Source organism: Actinomadura pelletieri DSM 43383 (genome assembly GCF_003634705.1).
GTDB classification, from domain to species: Bacteria; Actinomycetota; Actinomycetes; order Streptosporangiales; family Streptosporangiaceae; genus Spirillospora; species Spirillospora pelletieri.
In genome coordinates this window covers 566,868-586,997 of sequence record NZ_RBWU01000007.1, presented here as the reverse complement: position 1 = coordinate 586,997, position 20,130 = coordinate 566,868, and the positions used below count along the sequence as shown (strand labels likewise).

At 73.7% G+C, this 20,130-nt stretch carries 14 protein-coding genes; 8 read left to right on the top strand and 6 right to left on the bottom strand.

Going from position 1 to position 20,130, the window contains the following annotated elements:
- Nucleotides 1-8 precede the first annotated feature (8 nt).
- Nucleotides 9-1,100, bottom strand: a complete 1,092-nt coding sequence (locus tag BZB76_RS30870; protein ID WP_246007321.1) for an amidohydrolase family protein — start codon at nucleotides 1,098-1,100, stop codon at nucleotides 9-11.
- Between the two features lie 106 nt (nucleotides 1,101-1,206).
- On the opposite strand from BZB76_RS30870, the gene BZB76_RS30865 reads away from it, so the two are divergent.
- Nucleotides 1,207-2,652: a glutamine synthetase family protein gene (locus BZB76_RS30865; protein WP_211343261.1), complete on the top strand. Its 1,446-nt coding sequence runs from the start codon at nucleotides 1,207-1,209 to the stop codon at nucleotides 2,650-2,652.
- Here BZB76_RS30865 and BZB76_RS30860 read toward each other — a convergent pair.
- Nucleotides 2,649-2,795 carry a hypothetical protein gene (locus tag BZB76_RS30860; protein WP_170180796.1) on the bottom strand — a complete coding sequence of 49 codons (147 nt, stop codon included), beginning with the start codon at nucleotides 2,793-2,795 and terminating at the stop codon, nucleotides 2,649-2,651. The genes BZB76_RS30865 and BZB76_RS30860 overlap by 4 nt on opposite strands.
- Before the next feature lie 96 nt (nucleotides 2,796-2,891).
- Here BZB76_RS30860 and BZB76_RS36175 point away from each other — a divergent pair, with 96 nt between their 5' ends.
- Together BZB76_RS36175 and BZB76_RS30850 are read left to right on the top strand one after the other, a co-directional pair.
- Nucleotides 2,892-3,449: a CGNR zinc finger domain-containing protein gene (locus BZB76_RS36175; protein WP_246007320.1), complete on the top strand. Its 558-nt coding sequence runs from the start codon at nucleotides 2,892-2,894 to the stop codon at nucleotides 3,447-3,449.
- Nucleotides 3,450-3,508: 59 nt separating this feature from the next.
- Nucleotides 3,509-4,822 (top strand): aromatic acid exporter family protein, encoded by a 1,314-nt coding sequence (locus BZB76_RS30850; RefSeq protein WP_121437920.1) that lies wholly within the window; start codon nucleotides 3,509-3,511, stop codon nucleotides 4,820-4,822.
- A 38-nt stretch (nucleotides 4,823-4,860) separates the two neighbouring features.
- Here the strand turns inward: BZB76_RS30850 and BZB76_RS30845 are convergent, their stop codons facing one another.
- Nucleotides 4,861-6,318 (bottom strand): LVIVD repeat-containing protein, encoded by a 1,458-nt coding sequence (locus BZB76_RS30845; protein WP_121437919.1) that lies wholly within the window; start codon nucleotides 6,316-6,318, stop codon nucleotides 4,861-4,863.
- 170 nt (nucleotides 6,319-6,488) lie between these two features.
- On the opposite strand from BZB76_RS30845, the gene BZB76_RS30840 reads away from it, so the two are divergent.
- Nucleotides 6,489-7,991, top strand: a complete 1,503-nt coding sequence (locus tag BZB76_RS30840; RefSeq protein ID WP_170180833.1) for a peptide ABC transporter substrate-binding protein — start codon at nucleotides 6,489-6,491, stop codon at nucleotides 7,989-7,991.
- A gap of 6 nt (nucleotides 7,992-7,997) precedes the next feature.
- Here the strand turns inward: BZB76_RS30840 and BZB76_RS30835 are convergent, their stop codons facing one another.
- On the bottom strand, nucleotides 7,998-8,741 hold the full coding sequence (locus tag BZB76_RS30835) for a polysaccharide deacetylase family protein (RefSeq protein WP_121437917.1): 744 nt from the start codon (nucleotides 8,739-8,741) through the stop codon (nucleotides 7,998-8,000).
- Nucleotides 8,742-8,844: 103 nt separating this feature from the next.
- A complete protein-coding gene (recD2, locus tag BZB76_RS30830) occupies nucleotides 8,845-11,106 on the bottom strand; it encodes an SF1B family DNA helicase RecD2 (protein ID WP_246007319.1) in 2,262 nt (753 codons plus the stop codon).
- Nucleotides 11,107-11,245: 139 nt separating this feature from the next.
- Between recD2 and BZB76_RS30825 the strand changes: the two genes are divergently transcribed.
- Nucleotides 11,246-13,372 (top strand): M28 family peptidase, encoded by a 2,127-nt coding sequence (locus BZB76_RS30825; protein WP_121437915.1) that lies wholly within the window; start codon nucleotides 11,246-11,248, stop codon nucleotides 13,370-13,372.
- Here BZB76_RS30825 and mtnA read toward each other — a convergent pair.
- Nucleotides 13,328-14,413, bottom strand: coding sequence for an S-methyl-5-thioribose-1-phosphate isomerase (gene mtnA / locus BZB76_RS30820; RefSeq protein WP_121437914.1), 1,086 nt, complete (start codon nucleotides 14,411-14,413; stop codon nucleotides 13,328-13,330). The two genes, BZB76_RS30825 and mtnA, sit on opposite strands and share 45 nt — an antisense overlap.
- A gap of 94 nt (nucleotides 14,414-14,507) precedes the next feature.
- Between mtnA and BZB76_RS30815 the strand changes: the two genes are divergently transcribed.
- The 3 genes from BZB76_RS30815 to BZB76_RS30805 are packed head-to-tail and all read left to right on the top strand — an operon-like array spanning nucleotide 14,508 to nucleotide 20,087.
- The gene (locus tag BZB76_RS30815; RefSeq protein WP_211343260.1) at nucleotides 14,508-15,278 is read left to right on the top strand and encodes a hypothetical protein; all 771 of its coding nucleotides are present in this window, start codon (nucleotides 14,508-14,510) and stop codon (nucleotides 15,276-15,278) included.
- Complete coding sequence (locus tag BZB76_RS30810; protein ID WP_121437913.1) at nucleotides 15,275-16,789, top strand: DNA polymerase Y family protein; 1,515 nt, start codon at nucleotides 15,275-15,277, stop codon at nucleotides 16,787-16,789. The genes BZB76_RS30815 and BZB76_RS30810 overlap by 4 nt, the downstream gene beginning before the upstream one ends.
- Complete coding sequence (locus BZB76_RS30805) at nucleotides 16,782-20,087, top strand: error-prone DNA polymerase (RefSeq protein ID WP_121437912.1); 3,306 nt, start codon at nucleotides 16,782-16,784, stop codon at nucleotides 20,085-20,087. The genes BZB76_RS30810 and BZB76_RS30805 overlap by 8 nt, the downstream gene beginning before the upstream one ends.
- Nucleotides 20,088-20,130 lie beyond the last annotated feature (43 nt).

Genomic DNA, 20,130 nt, shown 5'->3' with positions numbered 1-20,130 from the left:
CATCCCCCTCAGATTCCGTAGACACGCCGGGCGTTGCCGGACGCGATCAGTCCCGCGACGCGTTCGGCGTCTCCGGCCGTCCAGGCGCCGTCGTCCACCCCTCCGGCGAGGAACCCGGCGAGACCGCGCCGGAAGAGCAGGGCGCCCAGAAAGTACAGTTCGGCCAGTCCGAACGCGTCGGACGAGTAAAGCACCTTCCCGAACGGCGCGAGTTCCAGCATCTCGGCGATCAGCGCGGGCGCGCGGTGCCCGAGGTTGTGGGTGGCGAGGCCGACGTCGACGTGCACGTGCGGGAGGACCTGGGCGAGGTAGCCCGCGTTCCGGTGGAACGGGTAGTTGTGCAGCAGCATCGCGGGCACGGGATCCATGGCGCGCAGCAGGTCGATGAGCAGCAGCGGGTCGCCGCGCCGCAGGTCGGTGTCCACGTCGCCGAGCCCGACATGGAACTGGACGGGCAGCCCGGCGTCGACCGCGCACCACACGAGGAAACGGTGCAGGACCTCGTCGCAGACCCGGGGTTTCGGGTCGCTCATCAGCCGGCCGGCCGCCGCCGTGACCTCCGCGTCGGACGGCCGTTCGCCCGACAGCTCCAGCCCCGCCCGGTACGCGGCGATCGACTTCGCGCCGACGGCGCCGTGATTCTGGACGCGGGTACGGACCTCGTCCGCGAACCGCGCGGCGGCGACCCCGTCGGCCGCGACCTGTTCGGCGACGGTCTCCAGCCGGACGATCTCGTGCGCGGCGGCGCCGGCGAGGCGCCCGAGGTCGGGCGGGTCGAGGATCGCCTCCGGGGTGTATCCGGTGTCCACGCACAGCGCCGCCAACCCGGCCGCGTCCAGGAAGCGCCGGTTCACCTCGGCCGCGCCGAGTTCGGCGCGGCGGGCGAGGTAGGCGTCCGGTTCGGCGTGGGCGTCCAGGTCCAGGACGGGCGGGCACCAGCGCCGCACCGCGAACCCGACCTGGGTGTCGAACAGGGTGGTCGGGCCCGGTGCGTCCGCCTCGGTGAGCAGTTCCTCGAACGCGGCGCGGTCCAGGTCCCGGTCGAGGACGCCGTGACAGTGGTGGTCGACCAGCGGCAGCGACTCCATGTACGCGAGCACGGCCCGTCTCCTCCCTGAACAGTGGCTCATCTCTCTACGATGCCGTAGGGGGCGTCCCCCGTAGTCGTCCCGTCACGCCGCCGTCACTCCGATCGGAGCGAGCATCGTGGAACAGATCGCCGAGACCGACTTCGCCGAGCATCGGCTCGACGGGCACCTTCGCGCGCGGCTCGGTGCCCGCGCGGCCGAGACGGCGCGGAGGCTGGCCGGGCAGGACATCGTGGCCGTCGCGCTGACCTGGGTGGACGTCAGCGGCATCACGCGGACCAAGACGGTCCCGGTGGAGCGGCTGGAGCACGCGGCGACCTGGGGCGTCGGGATGTCCCCGGTCTTCGACGTGTTCCTGCTGGACGACTCGATCACGTCGGGGAAGTACATCGGCGGCCCGTCCTCGGACCTGCGGCTGCACCCGGACCTGAGCCGGCTGCGTCCGATGGCGGCGCTGCCCGGGTGGGCGCAGGCGCCCGCGCTGCGGTACGCGCAGGACGGCACCGTCCACCCCCTCGACGCGCGGGCGCTGCTGCGTCGCGAGACGGAACGGCTGGCCGACGGCGGCTGGTCCGTCAGGGCCGCCTTCGAGATCGAGTGGGCCGTGTCGCTGAAGGACGGGCCGAAGGGCGACGGTGACGCGTTCGTGCCGGCGTGCCGCGGGCCCGCGTACGGGATGACGCGGGTCACCGAACTGGCCGGCTATCTCCGCGACCTCCTGTCGGCGCTGAAGGCGACCGGCGTGACGGTCGCGCAGCTCCACCCCGAGTACGCGGCCGGGCAGTACGAGGTGTCGGTGGTGGCCGAGGACCCGGTCGGCGCGGCGGACACCGCCGTCCTGGTCAGGGAGACGATCCGGGCGGTGTCGATGGAGCACGGCCTGGCCGCGACGTTCTCCCCGAAGGTCGAGGCCGACTCGGTCGGCAACGGCGCGCACGTCCATCTGAGCCTGTGGCGGCAGGGCGGGACGTCCGGCCCGGTGAACGTGATGGCGGGCGGTGACGGCCCGTGCGGGATGACGGCCGCCGGGGAGGCGTTCGCGGCGGGGATCCTGCGGCGACTTCCGGCGTTGCTGGCGATCGGGGCGCCGTCGGTGGCGAGCTACCTGCGATTGGTCCCGTCGCACTGGTCGGGCGCGTTCGCGTGCTGGGGACGGGAGAATCGGGAGGCGGCGCTGCGGTTCGTCACCGGCGCGGAGGGCGAGCGGACCGACGCGGCGAACCTGGAGGTCAAGTGTCTCGACGCCGCCGCGAACCCTTATCTGGTGCTGGCTGCGCTGCTGGCCGCCGGACGGGACGGGCTCGGCACCGAGCTGCGGCTGCCGGAACCGGTCGGCGTCGACCCGGCGGGGCTGCCGGACGAGGAGCGCGCCGCCCGGGGCATCGAGCGGCTGCCGGAGTCGCTGCCGGAGGCCGTCGCGGCGTTCGAGGCGGACACCGTCCTGCGGGACGCGCTCGGCGAGGCCGTGATCGACACCGTGGCGGCCGTGCGGCGCGGCGAGATCGCGCTGCTGGACGGCGCGACGCCCGAGCAGGTGGCCGCCGCCACCCGCTGGCGCCACTAGGACGCGTCCGATGGAGGGGCGTCACCACGCCGGGCGGCCACGACGGTGCCGGGCTCGAACGGCTGCACGCGGACCTGTGTCTCCCCGCAGGCGCAGCGCGTGTACGTCACCACGCCCTCCGACGTCAGATGGCGCGAGAGCACCTCGTACACCTCGGAATCGGGCCAGCCGCAGCCTGGACAGTCCTGCACCGCGTCCCCATCGAAGTATGTAATGGTTCTAACTAGTATGACATTTACATGGGTGGCATGCCACCGGAGGGCACGGCGATGCGGATCACCGGATACAAGAGCCACGGGGTGGCCGCGGCGGCGGCGCTGGTCAACGCCGTCATCGGCGGCGACGACTCGGCGGACGCGCTGCGCCGGATCCTGCGCGAGCACGAGTTCTTCTGGGAGGAGTTCCGGGACGCCGACGCCGAGGAGTTCCGGCGCTGGGGGCGGACGCTGCGCCCGTTCTTCCACGCCGCCCGCGTCGAGGACGCGATGGCCCTGCTGAACGGCCTCATGTTGCAGATCCCGATGCATCCGCACCTGTCCGACCACGAGCCGCACGGGCTGCACATGCACTACGCGCCGCCGTCGTCCCGGCTCCCGGACCGGTTCCGCGCGACCACGCTGATGAAACTCGCCGAACTGATCGTCGAGCACGGGCTCAGCCGGACGGGCGTGTGCGCGGCGGACGGCTGCGACCGCGTGTACGCCGACACCTCACGGGCCGGGCGGCGCCGCTTCTGCTCCGAGCCGTGCGCGAACCGGACGAACGTCGCCGCCTTCCGCGCCCGCCGCCGAGGGTGATCTGCACCGCAAATCCGGCCTTTGCCGAAACATTGCCGGGGGACGGGCATGACACCGGGATGCCATTCGTGTCCTTCCGCCGCCGGACCGCCCGGCCGCGCCGGGGCGACGACACCGCGCGCTCGCCGCTGCGCCTCGCCGTCCCGCTCGGCAACCGCGAGTTCTGGGCCGACGCCGACCGCATCGCCCGGCTGACGCTCACCGCCGTCGCGGCGTACCTGCTGGCCCTGGCCGTGCTGCCGGACGGCGTACCGAGGCCGCTGCTGGCGCCGCTGACCGCGCTGCTCGTCGTCCAGTTCTCCGTGTACCAGACGATCAGGGCGAGCATCCTGCGGGTCGTCGCCGTCACCGCCGGGGTGCTGGTCGCGGTGATGGCCGCGAGCACCATCGGGTTCTCCTGGTGGACGCTCGGCCTGACGATCCTCGCCGCGCTCGTCATCGGACATGTCCTACGCCTGCGCGAACACGTCCTGGAGGCGCCGATCAGCGCGATGCTGATCTTCGCGTTGGGCGCGGCGAGCGAGAGCGGCGCCGCCGAGCGGATCCTGGAGACGCTGCTCGGCGCCGCGACCGGGCTGGTCGCGACGCTGCTCGCGCCGTCGGTGCGGGTCCGTCCGGCGGAGGAGGCCGTCCACGACATCGCCGAGAGGCTGCGCGCGCTGATCGAGGACATCGCCGACGGGCTGCGGGGCGAGCGCACCGAGCACGAGGCGGCCCGCTGGCAGGAGGCGGCCGAGCGGCTCGCCCGCGAGATCGGCCGCACCGACCGGGAACTCGGCGCGGCCGAGGAGAGCGTCCGGCTCAACCCGCGCACGCAGGCGCGGCGGCTCATCGACGCGGGCGTCGCGCTGCGCAACGCGATGGAGACGATGGAGCACTTCACGCTGTCGCTGCGCGGCCTCACCCGGTCGCTCGCCGACGACGAGCGGCTCGGGGAGAAGGGACGGCTGCTGACCGATCCGACGCTGCGCCGCGAGCTGGGCGACGCCCTCGCCGGAATCGCCGCCAGCATCGCCGCCTACGGCAGGCTGGCCCGCTCCGACCTGGCCCGCGACGCCCGGCCGTTCCTCGCCGAACACGACCTGGAGGTCCGCGTGGACGTCGCCCGGGAGCGCCGCGCCCGGCTGGCCCGCAGACTGCACGAGCGGGCCGCCGCCGGTGACCTGTGGCCGCTGTACGGGGAGGTGTCGATGGACGTCGACCGCCTCATCGAGAACCTGCGCGTCGAGCACCGGGCGCGGGCCCGCGAGCACTGGCGGCGGCACCGCGGCGCGTCCCGGCACCTGCCCGAGCGGCCGGTCCAGGTCGTCCAGCAGGCCGGGCACCAGCTCCGCCGAGCCGCCGGATCCGGCAGGCCGGACCGGCGGCCCTGAAGTCGGCGGCTCAGCTCGGCGGCGCCGAGGCCGGCGGGTCAGTGGCGGCGGAAGGTCGGTTCCAGGACGTCGACGCCGCGCGTGTTGTCGGCGACGTACACGTACTTGCCGTGCCAGTACGGCTGCCAGGACGAGGCGTCCGCCGGCCGGTAGTACGCGAGCTGCCTGGGGTTCGTGGGGTCGCGGACGTCCAGGAAGCGGGTGCCCTGGGCGTAGAACGACTGGACGAGCACGCCGTCACGGACGTCGAAGTAGTGCGCCGAGCAGTCGTCGCTCGCCGGGTCGCTGCCCTCCTTGCCCGCGACGCCCCAGGTGCCGACGGTGCGCAGTCGGAACGGGTCCTGCGGGGTGGAGCGCCAGCCCTGGCCGTCGTAGGACCCCTCCAGCGACGAGATGACGAGCAGCCCGTCGTTGGCGCATCCCTCGTTGAACGTCTCCTCGGTCACGTACAGCAGCTTGCCGTTGCCCCACCGGCGCGGGTCGGCGGCCTGCTTCCGGGTGCGGCCGACCGCGCGGTAGCTGTTGTGCATGAAGGTGGAGTTGGTGGTGGCCTCGTCCAGCCCGCCGCCCGCGTACGGAACGGGGTCCCACGCGGTGGCCCTGCGCTTCTTCTTCAGCACCGGGTCGTAGTGCTTCCCGGACGTGTGGTAACCGCGGACGCCGCCGCGTCCGGACGCCCACGCGACGCCGTCGGAGTCGACCTGGATGTCGTGGGTGTAGTCGGTCTTGCCGTCGTTGCGACCGGTGTCGATCGGGTCCTTGAACACCTTCGGGTGGGCGGGGTCGCGGACGTCGGTGACCCAGACGGGCCGTCCGCCCCAGTCGGCGGGCATCCAGTTCGCCTTCGCGGGGCCGCCCGTCCATAGGTACCGGCAGTCGTTCACGCAGGTGGTGGTGTGCCCGGCGGGGACCTTCACGTAGGTGAGGTGCCGCAGGTTCTCCGGGTTGGAGGCGTCCACGACGTAGATGCCGGACTCGCCGGTCTGGGTGTTGCCGTTGAACGCGCGCGGGTCCCGGGACAGGTAGATGATCTTCCGCTCGGGGTCGAAGTCGGTGTCCTCGGTCTCCCACATGCCGGGCATGTTCAGCTGCCCGACCAGTTTGGGGACGCGGGGGTCGGCGGTGATGTCGTAGGCCTTCAGACCGAACTGGCCGGTCGCGTACATGATCGTCCGCTTGTTCCGGTGGCCCTTGCCGTAGTCGATGAACATCAACGAGATGGCGCCCTTGGCGTCGGACACCCCGCCGACGCGCCGGACGCCCTTGATCGCCTCGGACTCGGTCCGCACGGCGGGCGCCCGGTGGTAGTGCCCGGCATGGCGGGAGCCGCCGGCGCCCTCCGGCTCGGCCGCGTTCCCGGACGCGGTCCTCGCGTTCTGGTCGGACTCGGGCGGACACGCCCAGGCGGTCCCGGCGGCCAGCAGCGCCACGGACGCCACGACCGCGCCGCCGCCCTGGACGAAGCGCCTGACGTTGACGGATGTGCGGAGAGACATCGCACCTCCACGAGAGAGGGTGATCGCAGCCGCCAGTCTGAAGCAGCGGGGCAAGCGTGATCAACAGCAACATGTGCCACGAATTCCGACGCGCGGCGGTATGGACTGGTCGGGCCCGGCGTCCTGCCGTAGCCTCGCGGGCGTCCCCGACCCGCTCCCCGGAGAGACGGTTGAAGAGCTCCACGCGCACCGCGGCCCTGGTCACCGGGGCCGTGGCGGTTCTGCTCGCCCCGGTCGCGGCGCTTCGGGCGTGGAGCGATCCGCCCGACCCGCGTATCTCCGTCGGCGCGCCCGCGCCGGCGACGCTGCTGCCCGGCGATGTCCGCGACCCGACCGGACGGATGATCGCGAACGCGGTGTGGACGGGTCTGGTCTCCTACGACCCGGAAACCGGCGCGCCCGTGAACGCCGCCGCCGAGTCGATCACGAGCCCGGACCGGAGGGTCTGGACGATCCGCCTGCGGCCCGGCGCGACGTTCTCCGACGGGACGCCGGTGACGTCCCGCTCGTTCACCGGTGCCTGGACGGCCGTGCTGCGCGAGGGCTGGGCCGGGTCCGGGCTGCTCTCGGGCGTCGCGCGGGTCGGCGAGTCAGGGCTGAAGGTCGAGGACGACCACACGTTCCAGGTGACGCTGGGCCGTCCGCTGTCCGGCTTCCCCGCCCTGCTCGGCGATCCCGCCTTCTTCCCGATGCCCGAGCAGGTCCTGCGGTCGCGGGCGTGGGCGGCGTACGCGCGGACCCCGGTCGGCAACGGCCCGTTCCAGGTCGCGTCGCGGAAGGGGCGGGAGATCGTCCTGCGTCCCCGGAAGGGCGGCCGGCCCGTCGTCGTCAGGGCCATGCCGGACGCGCGTGCGCAGTACGCCGCCGCCGAGGGCGGTGACCTCGACGTCGCGACGGGGGTGCCGCCCGACCGGCACGAGTCGATGGAGGCCGACTTCGGCGACCGGCACCGCGCCGTGCCCGGACGGGGCATGACCTACCTGGCGTTCCCGGAGTGGGTGGAGCGTCTGGCGTCCCCGACCGTCCGGCACGCGCTGTCGATGGCGATCGACCGGTCCGCGGTGACGGAGGGGCCGCTCGGCCACCAGTACTCCCCCGCCGACGCGCTGGTCCCGCCCGGGATCAGGCCCGGCCACCGCGAGGGGCAGTGCCGGCTGTGCGTCCACGACGGCAAGGCCGCCGTCGCCGCGCTGGCCGACGCGGGCGGGCTCCGCGGGCCGCTGAACCTCTGGTACGAGGCGAACCGCGGCGACGACGCCTGGGTGCGGGCCGTCGCCGCGCAGTTCCGCGAGGAGCTCCGGCTCGACGCGCGGCCCCGTCCCGTCGCCGACCTCCGCAGGGCGCTGGCCGACCGGGCGGTGGACGGGCCGTTCGTCGTCCACACCACCGCCGCCTACCCGGCGCCCGTCGCGGCGCTCGCGCCGCTGCTGGACGCCGGGACCGGCTTCGACGACGACTACGCCACCGGCCTGGTCGCGCAGGCGCAGGGCACGGCCACCCCCGACGAGGGCGTCATCCCCGCGCGCCTCGCCGAGAGCGCCATGCTGCGGGACATGCCGCTGGTTCCGCTGTGGTCCCGCCATGATCATCTGGTGTGGTCGGAACGCGTCCGCGGTGTCACCGCCGACGCCTTCACCGGCCTGCGCCTCGCGGACCTGTCGTTCAGGGAGTGACCCGGGTCAGGAGACCGGCGGCCCGTCGTCGGGCTGCACGGGCCGTCCGGTGACGGGTGAGATCATCCCGGCGCACAGCCCGCGGCTCCGCAGATTCTTCGCGATCAGCGGGACGGCCTCGATCGTCGCGGGATAGCCGTCGTGCATGAGGACGATCTCGCCGCTCTCGACGGTGACGGCCTCCGCCACGATCTCCTCGGCGGGCTTGCCGGTCCAGTCCCGGGTGTCGACGTCCCAGAGGACCTGGATCAGCCCGAGCCGCTCCGCGACCCCCTTCACCGTGGCGTCGGTGTCCCCGTACGGGGGCCGGAACAGCTTCGGCGCGGTCCCGGTGATCCGCTCGATCGTCTCCTGGGTCCGGGTGATCTCCGTCTCCATCTCCGGTTCCGACAGCTTCGTCATCTGCGGATGCGACCAACTGTGGTTGGCGATCCACATTCCCGCGTCCCGCTGCGCGGCGACCAGCGCCTCGTTCTTCTCCGCCTTCTGCCCGATATTGAACAGGGTGGCCCGGACGTGGTTCTCCTTGAGGGCCGACAGGAGCGCGGCGGTGTGCTCGGGGGTCGGGCCGTCGTCGTAGGTCAGGCCCACATATCCGGCGCGGCATCTGCGGTCGTCGTCGCCGGTCGCGTGGGCCGGCGGGGTGGTCGCGGCGACCAGGGCCCCGGCGGTGAGCGCGGCGGTCAGGGCGGCGACGAGACCGCGGGGAGTCGGGGCGGATCTGCGGCACGCGGAAGCGCGTCGGGTCATGTGAGCTCCTCCAAATGGCGGGAACCCATTCTTGAAACGCACCCGAAACACCTGTCAACACTTTCGAAATGAACGCTTCCCGCATTGAATTTCATTCGGTGCGTTAATCGCCGTTCAGCCGCGCCCGTGGGAGAGGCCCGTGGGAGAGGCGGTGGGCGAGGGCGGTGTGGCGGCGGCCCGCTCCGGCGGTGCGGACGGCCGCCGCGAGGGCACGTCGTGACCCGACGAGCACGACGAGCTTCTTCGCGCGGGTGATCCCCGTGTAGAGCAGGTTGCGGCGCAGCATCATCCACGCGCCGGTGGTCAGCGGGATGACGACGGCCGGGTACTCGCTGCCCTGCGACCGGTGGATCGTGATCGCGTAGGCGTGGGTCAGCTCGTCCAGTTCGTCGAAGGCGTAGTCGACGGTCTCGTCCTCGTCGGTCACGACGGTGAGCGACTGTTCCTCCAGCGACACGGACGTGACGACGCCGACGGTGCCGTTGAAGACGCCCGCCTCGCCCTTGTCGTAGTTGTTGCGCAGTTGCGTGACCTTGTCGCCGACGCGGAAGACGCGACCGCCGTAGCGGCGTTCGGGACGGGCGTCGTCGTGCGGGGTGAGGGCCTCCTGGAGCCGCGCGTTCAGCTCGCCCGCCCCGGCGGCGCCCCGGTGCATGGGCGTGAGGACCTGCACGTCGCGGCGCGGGTCGAGGCCGAACCTGCGGGGGACGCGGTTCGCGACGACGTCCACGGTCAGGTCCGCCGCCTCGTCCTGCTCCTCGCAGGGGAACAGGAAGAAGTCGGGGTAGCCCCGGGTGTGCGGGTGGTCGCCGGAGTTGACGCGGTGGGCGTTGACGACGATGCCCGACTGCTGCGCCTGCCGGAAGATCTTCGTGAGGCGGACGCGCGGGATCACCTCGGCGCCGAGCAGGTCGGCGAGGACCTCGCCCGCGCCGACGGACGGGAGTTGGTCGACGTCCCCGACGAGCAGCAGGTGCGCGCCGCGCGGGATCGCCTTCACCAGCTTGTTCGCGAGGATCAGGTCGACCATCGAGGACTCGTCGACCACGACGAGGTCGGCGTCGAGCGGGTTGTCCTGGTCGAACTTGGGGTCGCCGCCGGGCTGGAGCTGGAGGAGCCGGTGGACGGTCGCGGCCTCGTGCCCGGTCAGCTCGGCGAGCCGTTTGGCGGCCCGGCCGGTCGGCGCCACCAGGACGATCTTCGCCTTCTTCGCGGCGGCCAGCTCCACCACCGAGCGGACGGTGAAGCTCTTGCCGCAGCCGGGGCCGCCGGTCAGCACCGACACCTTCGACGTCAACGCGAGCTTGACGGCCTCCTCCTGTTCGGCGGCGAGGGACTGCCCGGTGCGCTGCTTCAGCCACGGCAGCGCCCTGTCCCAGTCGACGTCGGCGAAGGTTTTGAGCCGGTCGGTCGGGGCGTCGAGGAGTTCCAGGAGACCGCGGGCCAGGGAGCGTTCGGCCCGGTGGAACGGCACCAGGTAGACGGCGGGGATCGTCGCGGCGTCCTCGCCCTGGCCGGGGATCGGCTCCCGGACGACGCCCTCGTCGCGCGCCAGCTCGTCCAGCGCGGGGACGATCAGCTCCCGCCCCACCCCGAGGATCTTCTCGGCGGCGGTGACGAGGTTCGGCTCGGGCAGGAAGCAGTGGCCGTCGTCCGCGGCCTCCGACAGCGTGTACTGCAGGCCCGCCTTGATCCGCTCGGGGCTGTCATGGGGGATGCCGACGGCCTGCGCGATCGTGTCGGCCGTCTTGAACCCGATGCCCCACACGTCCGCCGCGAGCCGGTACGGCTCCCGCCGGACCGTGTCGATGGACGCGTCGCCGTACTGCTTGTAGATGCGGACGGCCAGCGACGTGGACACCCCGACGCCCTGCAGGAAGACCATCACCTCCTTGATGGCCTTCTGCTCCTCCCACGCCTCGCCGATCCGCTTCGTCCGTTTGGGGCCGAGGCCCTGGACCTCGACGAGCCGCTCCGGCTCCTCCTCGATGATCCGCAGGATGTCGGTGCCGAAGTGCCCGACCATCCGGTCGGCCATCACCGGCCCGATGCCCTTGATCATGCCGGAGCCGAGGTAGCGGCGGATGCCCTGGATCGTCGCCGGGAGGACGGTCGTGTACGACTCCACCTCGAACTGCCGCCCGTACTTCGGATGCGACCGCCACCGGCCGACCAGCCGCAGGCTCTCCCCGACCTGGGCGCCGAGCAGCGCGCCGACGACGGTGAGCAGGTCGCTCCCGCTCTTCGCGGTCGCGACGCGCGCCACCGTGTAGCCGGTCTCCTCATTGGCGTATGTGATCCGTTCCAGGACCGCGTCAAGCTCCGCCGGACGCGGCGTGGCGTGAGGCGTCGGGGGGTTCGGCACGGTGACCATGATGGCCCATCACTCCGACAGGCCGATCGCCCCGCCGGGTTGGCCGGATCCGGCAGGCGATCTAGATCTTCCGTTGATCGCGACGTACGGTCCGGGCGCACCCCGTACAGCGCACTGAGAGGCAACGCCGGTGTTCCGCTCCCGAACCCAGGCGCTGGCGGCGTTGGCCGCCCCCGCCCTGGCCCTGACCCTCATCCTGCCCGCCGCCCCGGCGGTCGCCGCCCCCGCCGGCGAACGCCCGATCCCGGGGTTCACCGAAGAGAACTCCCGCTGGCAGCGGCGGTACGAGAAGCTGTTCAGCGCGGTCCCGTCCGCGAAGGTCGCCCGGGACCTGGACGCCGAACTGTCGAGCGAACCGGGCCTGACGACCACGTCCGGTGACCGCAGGCGCGTCGAGCGCCTCGTCGCGCGCCTGCGGTCGTACGGCCTCGAACCCGAGGTCACGACCTACTACGCGTACCTGTCCATGCCGAAGCGCGTGAAGGTCGAGATGACGGCGCCGGACCGCGTGTCCCTGCCCGTCAAGGAGGAGAAGCGGCCCTGGCAGAAGCACTACGACGACGTCATTCCGGGGCATAACGGGTTGTCGCCGTCCGGGAACGTCCGGGGCGAGGTCGTGTACGCCAACTACGGGCGGCCGCAGGACTTCGAGCTGCTGGAGAAGCAGGGCGTCTCCGTCAGGGGGAAGATCGTCCTGGCCCGCTACGGAGCGGTGTTCCGCGGCGTCAAACCGCGGGAGGCCGCCAGGCGCGGCGCGAAGGCCGTCCTCATCTACTCCGACCCCGCCGACGACGGGTTCACCAAGGGCGCGGTGTACCCGGACGGGCCGTGGCGCGCCCCCGACGGCATCCAGCGCGGCAGCGTCGCGCAGATCCAGCTCGCCGCCGGTGACCCGCAGACGCCCGGCTGGCCGTCGGTGAAGGACGCCAAGCGCATCCCGCCGTCGGAGGCGCCGATGCTGAAGGACCTCGTCCCGACCACGCCGATCTCCTACGGCGCGGCGGCGCCGCTGCTGAAGGCGCTGACGGGCCCCGAGGTGCCGAAGGAGTGGCGGGGCGGCCTGCCGCTGACGTACCGGTTCGGGCCCGGCGGGACGAAGGTCCACCTCGACCTGGAGAACACGTTCGAGGTGCGTCCGCTGTGGAACGTCACCGTGCGGATCCGCGGCAGCGAGCACCCGGAGCAGGAGGTCATCCTCGGCGCGCACCACGACTCCTGGACGTACGGGAGCAGCGACAACCTGTCCGGCACGGAGAACGTCCTCCAGGTCGGACGCGCGCTGGGGAAACTCCTGAAGGAGGGGTGGCGTCCCAAGCGCACCGTCGTCCTGGCCACCTGGGACGGTGAGGAGTACGGGCTGTTCGGCTCCACCGAGTACGCCGAGGATCGCGACCGGGAACTCCGCAACGCCGTCGCCTACGTGAACATGGACGGCGCGGGCGGCTCCCACTTCGGCGCCACGACGACGCCCGCGCTGGACGAGTCCGTCATCGACGCGACGAAGGAAGTGCGGTGGCCCGGCACGGACGGGACTCTTTACGAGGCGTGGAAGGCGCAGAACGACGGGAAGACGCCGATCGGCCGCATCGGCGGCGGTTCGGACTTCCAGGCGTTCTTCCAGCGGTACGGGGTGCCCGCGATGGACATCGGCGCCGCGTCACCGGGCACCGCGGGCAACTACCACTGCGCGTGCGACGACCACTACTGGATGTCGCGGTTCGGCGACCCGGACTGGGAGTACCACACGGCCATGTCGCGGCTGGCGGGCATCGCGACGCTGCGGTTGGCGAACGCCGACGTCGTCGCGCTCGGCTACCGTCCCTACGCCGAGGAGACGGCCCGCTACCTCGCCGACTTCACCGAGCAGCAGCGTGAGCGGCTGGGCTCGGTGGTCGTCGACGTGTCCCGCGACATCGAGCAGGCCAAGGCGTGGGCACGGGCCGCGGCGGCGTTGCGGGACCGCGCCGACGAGGCGCTCCGTGACGGCGACACCGCCGAGTTCCGCCGACTCAACCACAAGATCATGCAGGCGGAGCGGGATCTGCTGACGCAGGCGGGCCTGCCGGGACGTCCCTGGTACCGGCATCAGGTGTTCGCGCCCGGCCTCGACACCGGCTACGCCACGCAGCGGCTGCCCGCGCTCTACGACGCGCTGTTCGGCGACCGCGACGTCCGGGCCGCGAAGGAGTACGAGGCCCGGCTGTTCCGGAGCCTACGCGCCGCCACCCGCACCCTCGACCCGGGAGGTGACCGCTGACGCCGCCCTTCTCGTGCCCCTTCCCAGGGAAGGGGTCGTGCCCGCCGACACCTCCAGCACGCCCGTCTCGGTGACCAGCGCGGTCACCAGGCGGGCGGGCGTGACGTCGAACGCGGGGTTGAACCCGCGCACCCCCGCCGGGGCGGTCCGCGCGCCGCTCCAGGTCAGGACCTCCTCGGCGGGACGTTCCTCGATCGGGACGCCGTTCCCGTCCGGGACGGACAGGTCGACGGTGCTCCACGGCGCGGCCACGACCAGCGGGATCCCGGCGGTCGCGCAGGCCAGCGCCACCCCCACCGAGCCGATCTTGTTGGCGGTGTCGCCGTTGGCGGCGACACGGTCCGCGCCGATGACGGCCACGTCGACGAGGCCGCGCAGGATCGTGCTCGGCGCGGCGGCGTCGGTCTGGACGACGCACGGGATCCCGGCCCGGTCGAGTTCCCACGCGGTGAGCCGCGCGCCCTGCAACAGGGGGCGTGTCTCGTCCGCGTAGACGAGTTCGACGCGGCCCCGCCCGTGCAGTTCCCGGACGACGCCGAGCGCCGTGCCCCACCCTGCCGTCGCGAGCGCGCCGGCGTTGCAGTGCGTGAGCACGCGCAGCGGCCGGTCCCCCACCCGGTCGAGGATCCAGTCCGCCCCGAACGCCCCGATGGCGTGGTTGCCGCGCACGTCCTCGTCCAGGATGGCCTGGGCCTCCGCCACGACCGCGTCCTCGCCCGCTGCGACGAACGGCAGCACCCGGTCGACCCCGGCCGCCAGGTTCACCGCCGTCGGGCGGGCCGCCCGGACGCGGGCGATCGCCGCGTCCCGCCGGGCGTCGTCCCAGCCGTCGCGGGCCGCCTGCCGGACGGCGATCGCGACACCGAACCCGCCCGCCACGCCGAGCGCGGGCGCGCCCCGCACGACCAGCCGCCGGATCGCGTCCACGAGCGCGTCGACGTCCTGGACGGTCAGATACTCCACGCGGTGGGGCAGGACGGTCTGGTCCAGCAGGCGGAGCCCGTCGACCGTCCACTCGATGGTCCGTGCATCGTCCGACATAACGCCCATCATGCCGGAAAGCCCGGTGCCATCGGACTTTCCGCTCCCCGCCACTTCCCATGTGACCTGCGACGACTTGACAATGATCGAACCTGTGTTCGAAATTGGGGGGGTGCTGGCCTCTCCCGTCCCGGACGCGCTCCTCCGGGACACGGACCTCCTGGACACGGTGCCCGCCCGGAGCACGGTACCGGTCCTGGCGCCGCTGCGCCCCGTCCTGCCGGGCGGCGGGCTGCGGCCCGGGTCCGTCGTCGGCCTCGACGGGCTCGGCGCCGCGTCGCTCGGTCTGGCCCTGGTCGCGGGGGTCGCCGGGGACGACCGCTGGTGCGGCGTCGTCGGCCTTCCCGGGTTCGGTGTCGTCGCCGCCGTGGGCATGGGCGCGGCCCCGGACCGCCTGCTCCTCGTCGACGACCCGGGTGACCGTTGGCCCGACGTCGTCGCCGCGCTCGCCGAGGCCGTCGACCTGATCCTGCTGTGCCCGCCGGAGCGTCCCGGAGCGGCGGCCGTCCGGCGGTTGACCGCGCTGGCCCGCAAGCACGGTTGCGTCCTGACGTTGACCGGCGCGTTCGCCCGCGACTGGCCCGGCACCCGGCTGCGCCTCCGTGTGGAGGACGTCGTGTGGGAGGGCGTCGCGGACGGGCACGGGCGGCTGACCGGTCGCCGTGTCCGGGTCGTCGCCGAAGGGCGTGACGCGCCCGGCCGCGGCCGTGGCGTCCGGGTCTGGCTGCCCGCCTCCGACGGCGCGGTCCGGCCCGACGAGGCCGTCCGGCCGCCGCTGGAACTCGTTCCGGGCGCCGTCGCCGACGGCGCCCCCGTCCACACCCGTGTGGGGGTCGCGGGTCCCGGGCGCAGGGAGATCGCGTGACCAGGGTCCTGGTGCTGTGGTGTCCGGACTGGCCCGCCACGGCGGTGGGCGTGGACGCCGCCACCGCCGGGGCCGTGGTCGCGCGGGGGCGGGTCGCGGCGTGCACGGCGGCGGCGCGGGCCGAGGGGGTGCGGCGCGGGCAGCGGCTCAGGGACGCGCAGCGCCGATGCCCGGAGCTGGTGGTGCGGGAGCGCGACACCGACGCGGAGGGGCGGCTGTTCGAGACGGTCGTGGCGGCAGTCGCGGCGCTGACCCCCCGGGTGGAGGTGGTGCGGCCGGGGCTGTGCGCGATCCCGGCTCGCGGCCCGGCCCGCTTCTACGGCGGTGAAGAGGCGCTGCGCGTCCTCGTCCAGGACGCGGTCGTCGAGGCGGGGCACGACTGCGGCGCGGGCATCGCCGACGGGCTGTTCACGGCGGAGCTGGCCGCGCGTGCCGGGCAGGGCGGTGTGGTCGTTCCGGAGGGCGGGGCGGCGGCGTTCCTCGCGCCGTACCCGCTCGCCGTCCTGGACCGGCCCGAGCTGGCCGACCTGCTGCGACGGCTCGGCGTGAAGACTCTCGGCGACTTCGCCGCCCTGCCGCCCGGGCATGTCGCCGGACGGTTCGGGAGGGACGGCGCCGTCGCGCACCGCATGGCGCGGGGCGAGGAGCCGCGTCCCCTCGCGCCGGTCGGGGCCGCCGCGGACCTGTCGGTGCGGGTCGAGTTCGACCCGCCCGCCGAGCAGGCCGAACAAGTGGTGTTCACGGCGAAACGGCTCGCGGGCGAGCTGCACGAGGGTCTTGCGGCGGGCGGGCTCGGCTGCGTCCGGCTGGAGGTCGTGGCCGGTTTCGCGGACGGGCACGTCCAGCGGCGCCTGTGGCGGCACGACGGTCTGTCGGCGCTGGCGGTGGCGGAGCGGGTGCGGTGGCAGCTGTCCGCGCACCGGCCGTCGGGCGACGCCGGGACGGTCTGGGGCGGTGTGACGTCCCTGGAGCTGGTGCCCGACCAGCTCGTCCCGGACGTGGGACGGCAGGAGTCGCTGTGGGGCCGTTCGTCCGTGACCGAGCGGATCGCGCGGGCCGCCGACCGGATCCAGGCCCTGCTCGGCCATCAGGGGATCACCCGGCCGGTCCTCGTCGGCGGGCGCGGGCCGGGCGAGCGGGTCGTGCGGGTGCCGGTCGGCGACCTGGCGCCCGCCGACCTGCCGGACGGGCCGTGGCCGGGACGCGTGCCGGCGCCCGCCCCGGCGGTCGTGCCCGCGGTCCCGCCCGACGTGGAGCTGGTCGACGCCGCCGGGGCCGTGGTGGTGGTGTCGGCGCGCTGCGAGGTGTCCGCGCCGCCCGCCACGTTGCGCCTGCGTGGACGTCCCGCCGCGGTCACCGGATGGACGGGGCCGTGGCCCGCCGACGAGCGCTGGTGGGATCCGGACCGGGCGCGGCGCCGCGCCCGGTTCCAGGTCACCACCGACGACGGTGCCGCCTACCTGCTCGCCGTCGAGGGCGGTCGCTGGCACATCGAGGGCGTCTATGACTGACTGGTACAACCCGCCGATCTCGTGGCGGGAGTTCGAGGAGCGGCTGTCGTGGCGTCAGGGCGAACGGCCCACGGAGCCGCCGACCCGTGACACGTCGCCGGGGCCGCGGCCCGCTCCCGGCCGCGCCGGGACGAATGTGCCGTGGGCGGAGCTGCACGTCCACTCGTCGTTCAGCTTCCTGGACGGCGCGAGCGACCCGGCGTCGCTCGTCGCCGAGGCGGCTCGGCTCGGCGTGGAGACGATGGCGATCACCGACCACGACGGCATGTACGGGGCGGTGCAGTTCGCGCAGGCCGCCCGGGACGCGGGGATCGGGACGGTGTTCGGCGCGGAGCTGAGCCTCGGCCTGCCGGGCCCGCGGACCGGGGAGCCCGATCCGGCGGGGCGGCATCTGCTCGTCCTGGCGCGGGGCGCGGGCGGCTACGCGCGGCTGTGCTCGGCGATCACGGCGGCGCAGCTCGCGGGCGGACGCAAGGGCCGTCCCCGCTACGACCTGGCCGACCTCGCCGCCGCGCACGGCGGCGAGTGGGCGGTGCTGACCGGGTGCCGGAAGGGTCACGTCCCGGCGGCGCTGGAGGCGGGCGGCCCGGACGCGGCGGAGCGCGAGCTGCGCGACCTCGTCGGCATGTTCGGACGCGAGAACGTGTTCGTCGAGCTCACCGACCACGACCAGCCCGGCGACGACCACCGGGGTGACATCCTCTTCGCGCTGGCGCGTCGCGTCGGCGTCGACGTGGTCGCGTCCAACAACGTGCACTTCGCGGCGCCCGGCGCGGACGCGCGGCTGGCGCAGGCGATGGCGGCGGTCCGGGCCCGGCGCAGCCTGGACGACATGGTCGGCTGGCTCCCCGCGAACGGCACCGCGCATCCGCGCGGCGGCGCGGAGATGGCGAGGCGGCTCGCGCGCTTCCCGGGCGTCCAGGATCGGACCGTCGCGCTCGCCGCCGAATGCCGGTTCGACTTCGACGTCGTCGCGCCCCGCCTGCCGGACTGGCCCGTCCCGGACGGGCACACCGAGGCGAGCTGGCTGCGGCACCTCGTCGCGGAGGGCGCCCCGCGCCGCTACGGGCCGCCCGAACGGGAACGCGTCCCCGGCGCGTACGCGCAGATCGCCAGGGAGCTGGACGTCATCGAGCAGCTCGGCTTCCCCGGCTACTTCCTGATCGTCCATGACATCGTGGAGTTCTGCCGGAGCAGGGGCATCCTGTGCCAGGGACGCGGCTCGGCGGCGAACTCCGCGGTCTGCTACGCGCTCGGCATCACCGGCGTCGACGCCGTCCGGCACGGGCTGCTGTTCGAACGTTTCCTGTCCCCGGGACGCGACGGCCCGCCCGACATCGACCTGGACATCGAGCACCGCCGCCGCGAGGAGGCCATCCAGTACGTGTACGGCAAGTACGGGCGGGAGCGGACGGCGCAGGTCGCGAACGTCATCAGCTACCGTCCGCGGATGGCCGTCCGGGACGCGGCGCGCGCGCTCGGCTTCTCCCCCGGCCAGCAGGACGCCTGGTCGAAGGGCATCGACCCGCGCGACCCGGTGGGGTCGGAGGCCGACGTCCCCGGCCCGGTGCTGGACCTGGCGAACCGGATGCTGCGCCTGCCCCGGCATCTCGGCATCCACTCCGGCGGCATGATCATCGCCGACCGGCCGGTCGGGGAGATCTGCCCGATCGAGTGGGCGACGATGCCGGGCCGCAGCGTCCTGCAGTGGGACAAGGACGACTGCGCCGCCGCCGGGCTGGTGAAGTTCGACCTGCTCGGCCTCGGGATGCTCGCCGCGCTGCACGACTGCTTCGACCTGGTCGAGGCCCACCACGGGCGGCGCCACGACCTCCAGTCGATCCCGCCCGAGGACGGCCTGGTGTACGACATGCTGTGCGACGCCGACACCGTCGGGGTGTTCCAGGTGGAGTCGCGGGCGCAGATGGCGACGCTGCCGCGGCTGCGGCCCCGCGAGTTCTACGACCTGGTGGTGGAGGTGGCGCTGATCCGGCCCGGTCCGATCCAGGGCGGGTCCGTCCACCCGTACCTGCGGCGCCGCAAGGGCCTGGAACCCGCGCGCTGCCCGCATCCGCTGATGGAGCCCGCGCTGTCGCGGACGCTCGGCGTGCCGCTGTTCCAGGAGCAGATGATGCAGCTCGCCGTCGACTGCGCCGGGTTCACGCCCGCCGAGGCCGACCAACTGCGGCAGGCGATGGGCGCGAAGCGGGCGCCCGAACGCGTCGAACGGCTGCGGACGCGGCTGCTGGACGGGATGGCCGAGCGCGGCATCCCCGCCGACGTCGCCGAGGACGTCTACGAGAAGATCCTCGGTTTCACCGGGTTCGGGTTCCCCGAGTCGCACGCGCAGAGCTTCGCGCACCTGGTGTACGCGAGCGCGTGGCTGAAACGCCATTATCCGGCGGCGTTCACCGCCGCGCTGGTCCGCAACCAGCCGATGGGCTTCTACTCGACGCAGAGCCTCCTGGCGGACGCGCGGCGCCACGGCGTCGTGGTCCGCGGCGTCGACATCAACGCCAGCGACGTCCATCCCGTGCTGGAGGAGCCCGTGCCGGTCGCCCCCGAGTCGGGTGGCGGCGACCGGCATCCGCACGCGCCGTCCGAGCCGCAGCCCGCGATCCGGCTCGGCCTCGCCGGTGTCCGCAACCTCGGCGAGGATGCGGCGAAGGCCGTCGCGGCGGGCCGCCCCTACACGAGCATGGAGGACCTCGCCCGCCGCGTCCCGCTGTCGTCGGGGGCGCTGGAGGCCCTCGCCACGGCGGGCGCGTTCGACGGGTTCGGCCTGTCCCGGCGCGCGGCGCTGTGGGCGGCGGGGGCGCTGGCGGGCTCGGGCCCCGGGCAACTGGCGGGCGTGACGCCGGGCGCGGCCGCGCCGCCGCTGCCCGCGATGACGCCGATCGAGGAGACGCTCGCCGACCTGTGGGCCACCGGCGTGTCCCACACCCATCCCGTCGCGCACGTCCGGGCGGTGCTCGACGAGCTGGGCGCCCTGTCGTCCACGCGGCTGGCCGCGACGCCGGGAGACACCAACGTCGTCGTCGCCGGGCTGGTCACCCACCGGCAGCGTCCGCCGACCGCCGGGGGCATGGTGTTCATGACGCTGGAGGACGAGACCGGCATCGTCAACGTGGTGTGCCCGCCGCAGGTGTTCCGCCGGCACCGGGGCCTCGCCGTCGACTCCCAGGCGCTGCTCGTCAACGGGCGGCTCGAACGCGTCGACGGCGTCACCAACGTCCGCGCGACCCGGCTGCGCCGCCTTCCGGTGCCCGGTCGCGTCCGCGCCCGCGACTTCCACTGACGCGGATCGTTGCGAAGAGACGAGAACCTCGCCACGGTATCTG

What these genes read in the sequence shown, in the direction of transcription:
- BZB76_RS36175 (WP_246007320.1), top strand. Translation starts at nt 2,892, where the DNA reads ATGGGTGGCATGCCACCGGAGGGCACGGCGATGCGGATCACCGGATAC.
- BZB76_RS30850 (WP_121437920.1), top strand. Translation starts at nt 3,509, where the DNA reads ATGCCATTCGTGTCCTTCCGCCGCCGGACCGCCCGGCCGCGCCGGGGC.
- BZB76_RS30845 (WP_121437919.1), bottom strand. Translation starts at nt 6,318, where the DNA reads ATGTCTCTCCGCACATCCGTCAACGTCAGGCGCTTCGTCCAGGGCGGC.
- BZB76_RS30835 (WP_121437917.1), bottom strand. Translation starts at nt 8,741, where the DNA reads ATGACCCGACGCGCTTCCGCGTGCCGCAGATCCGCCCCGACTCCCCGC.
- mtnA (WP_121437914.1), bottom strand. Translation starts at nt 14,413, where the DNA reads ATGTCGGACGATGCACGGACCATCGAGTGGACGGTCGACGGGCTCCGC.
- BZB76_RS30805 (WP_121437912.1), top strand. Translation starts at nt 16,782, where the DNA reads ATGACTGACTGGTACAACCCGCCGATCTCGTGGCGGGAGTTCGAGGAG.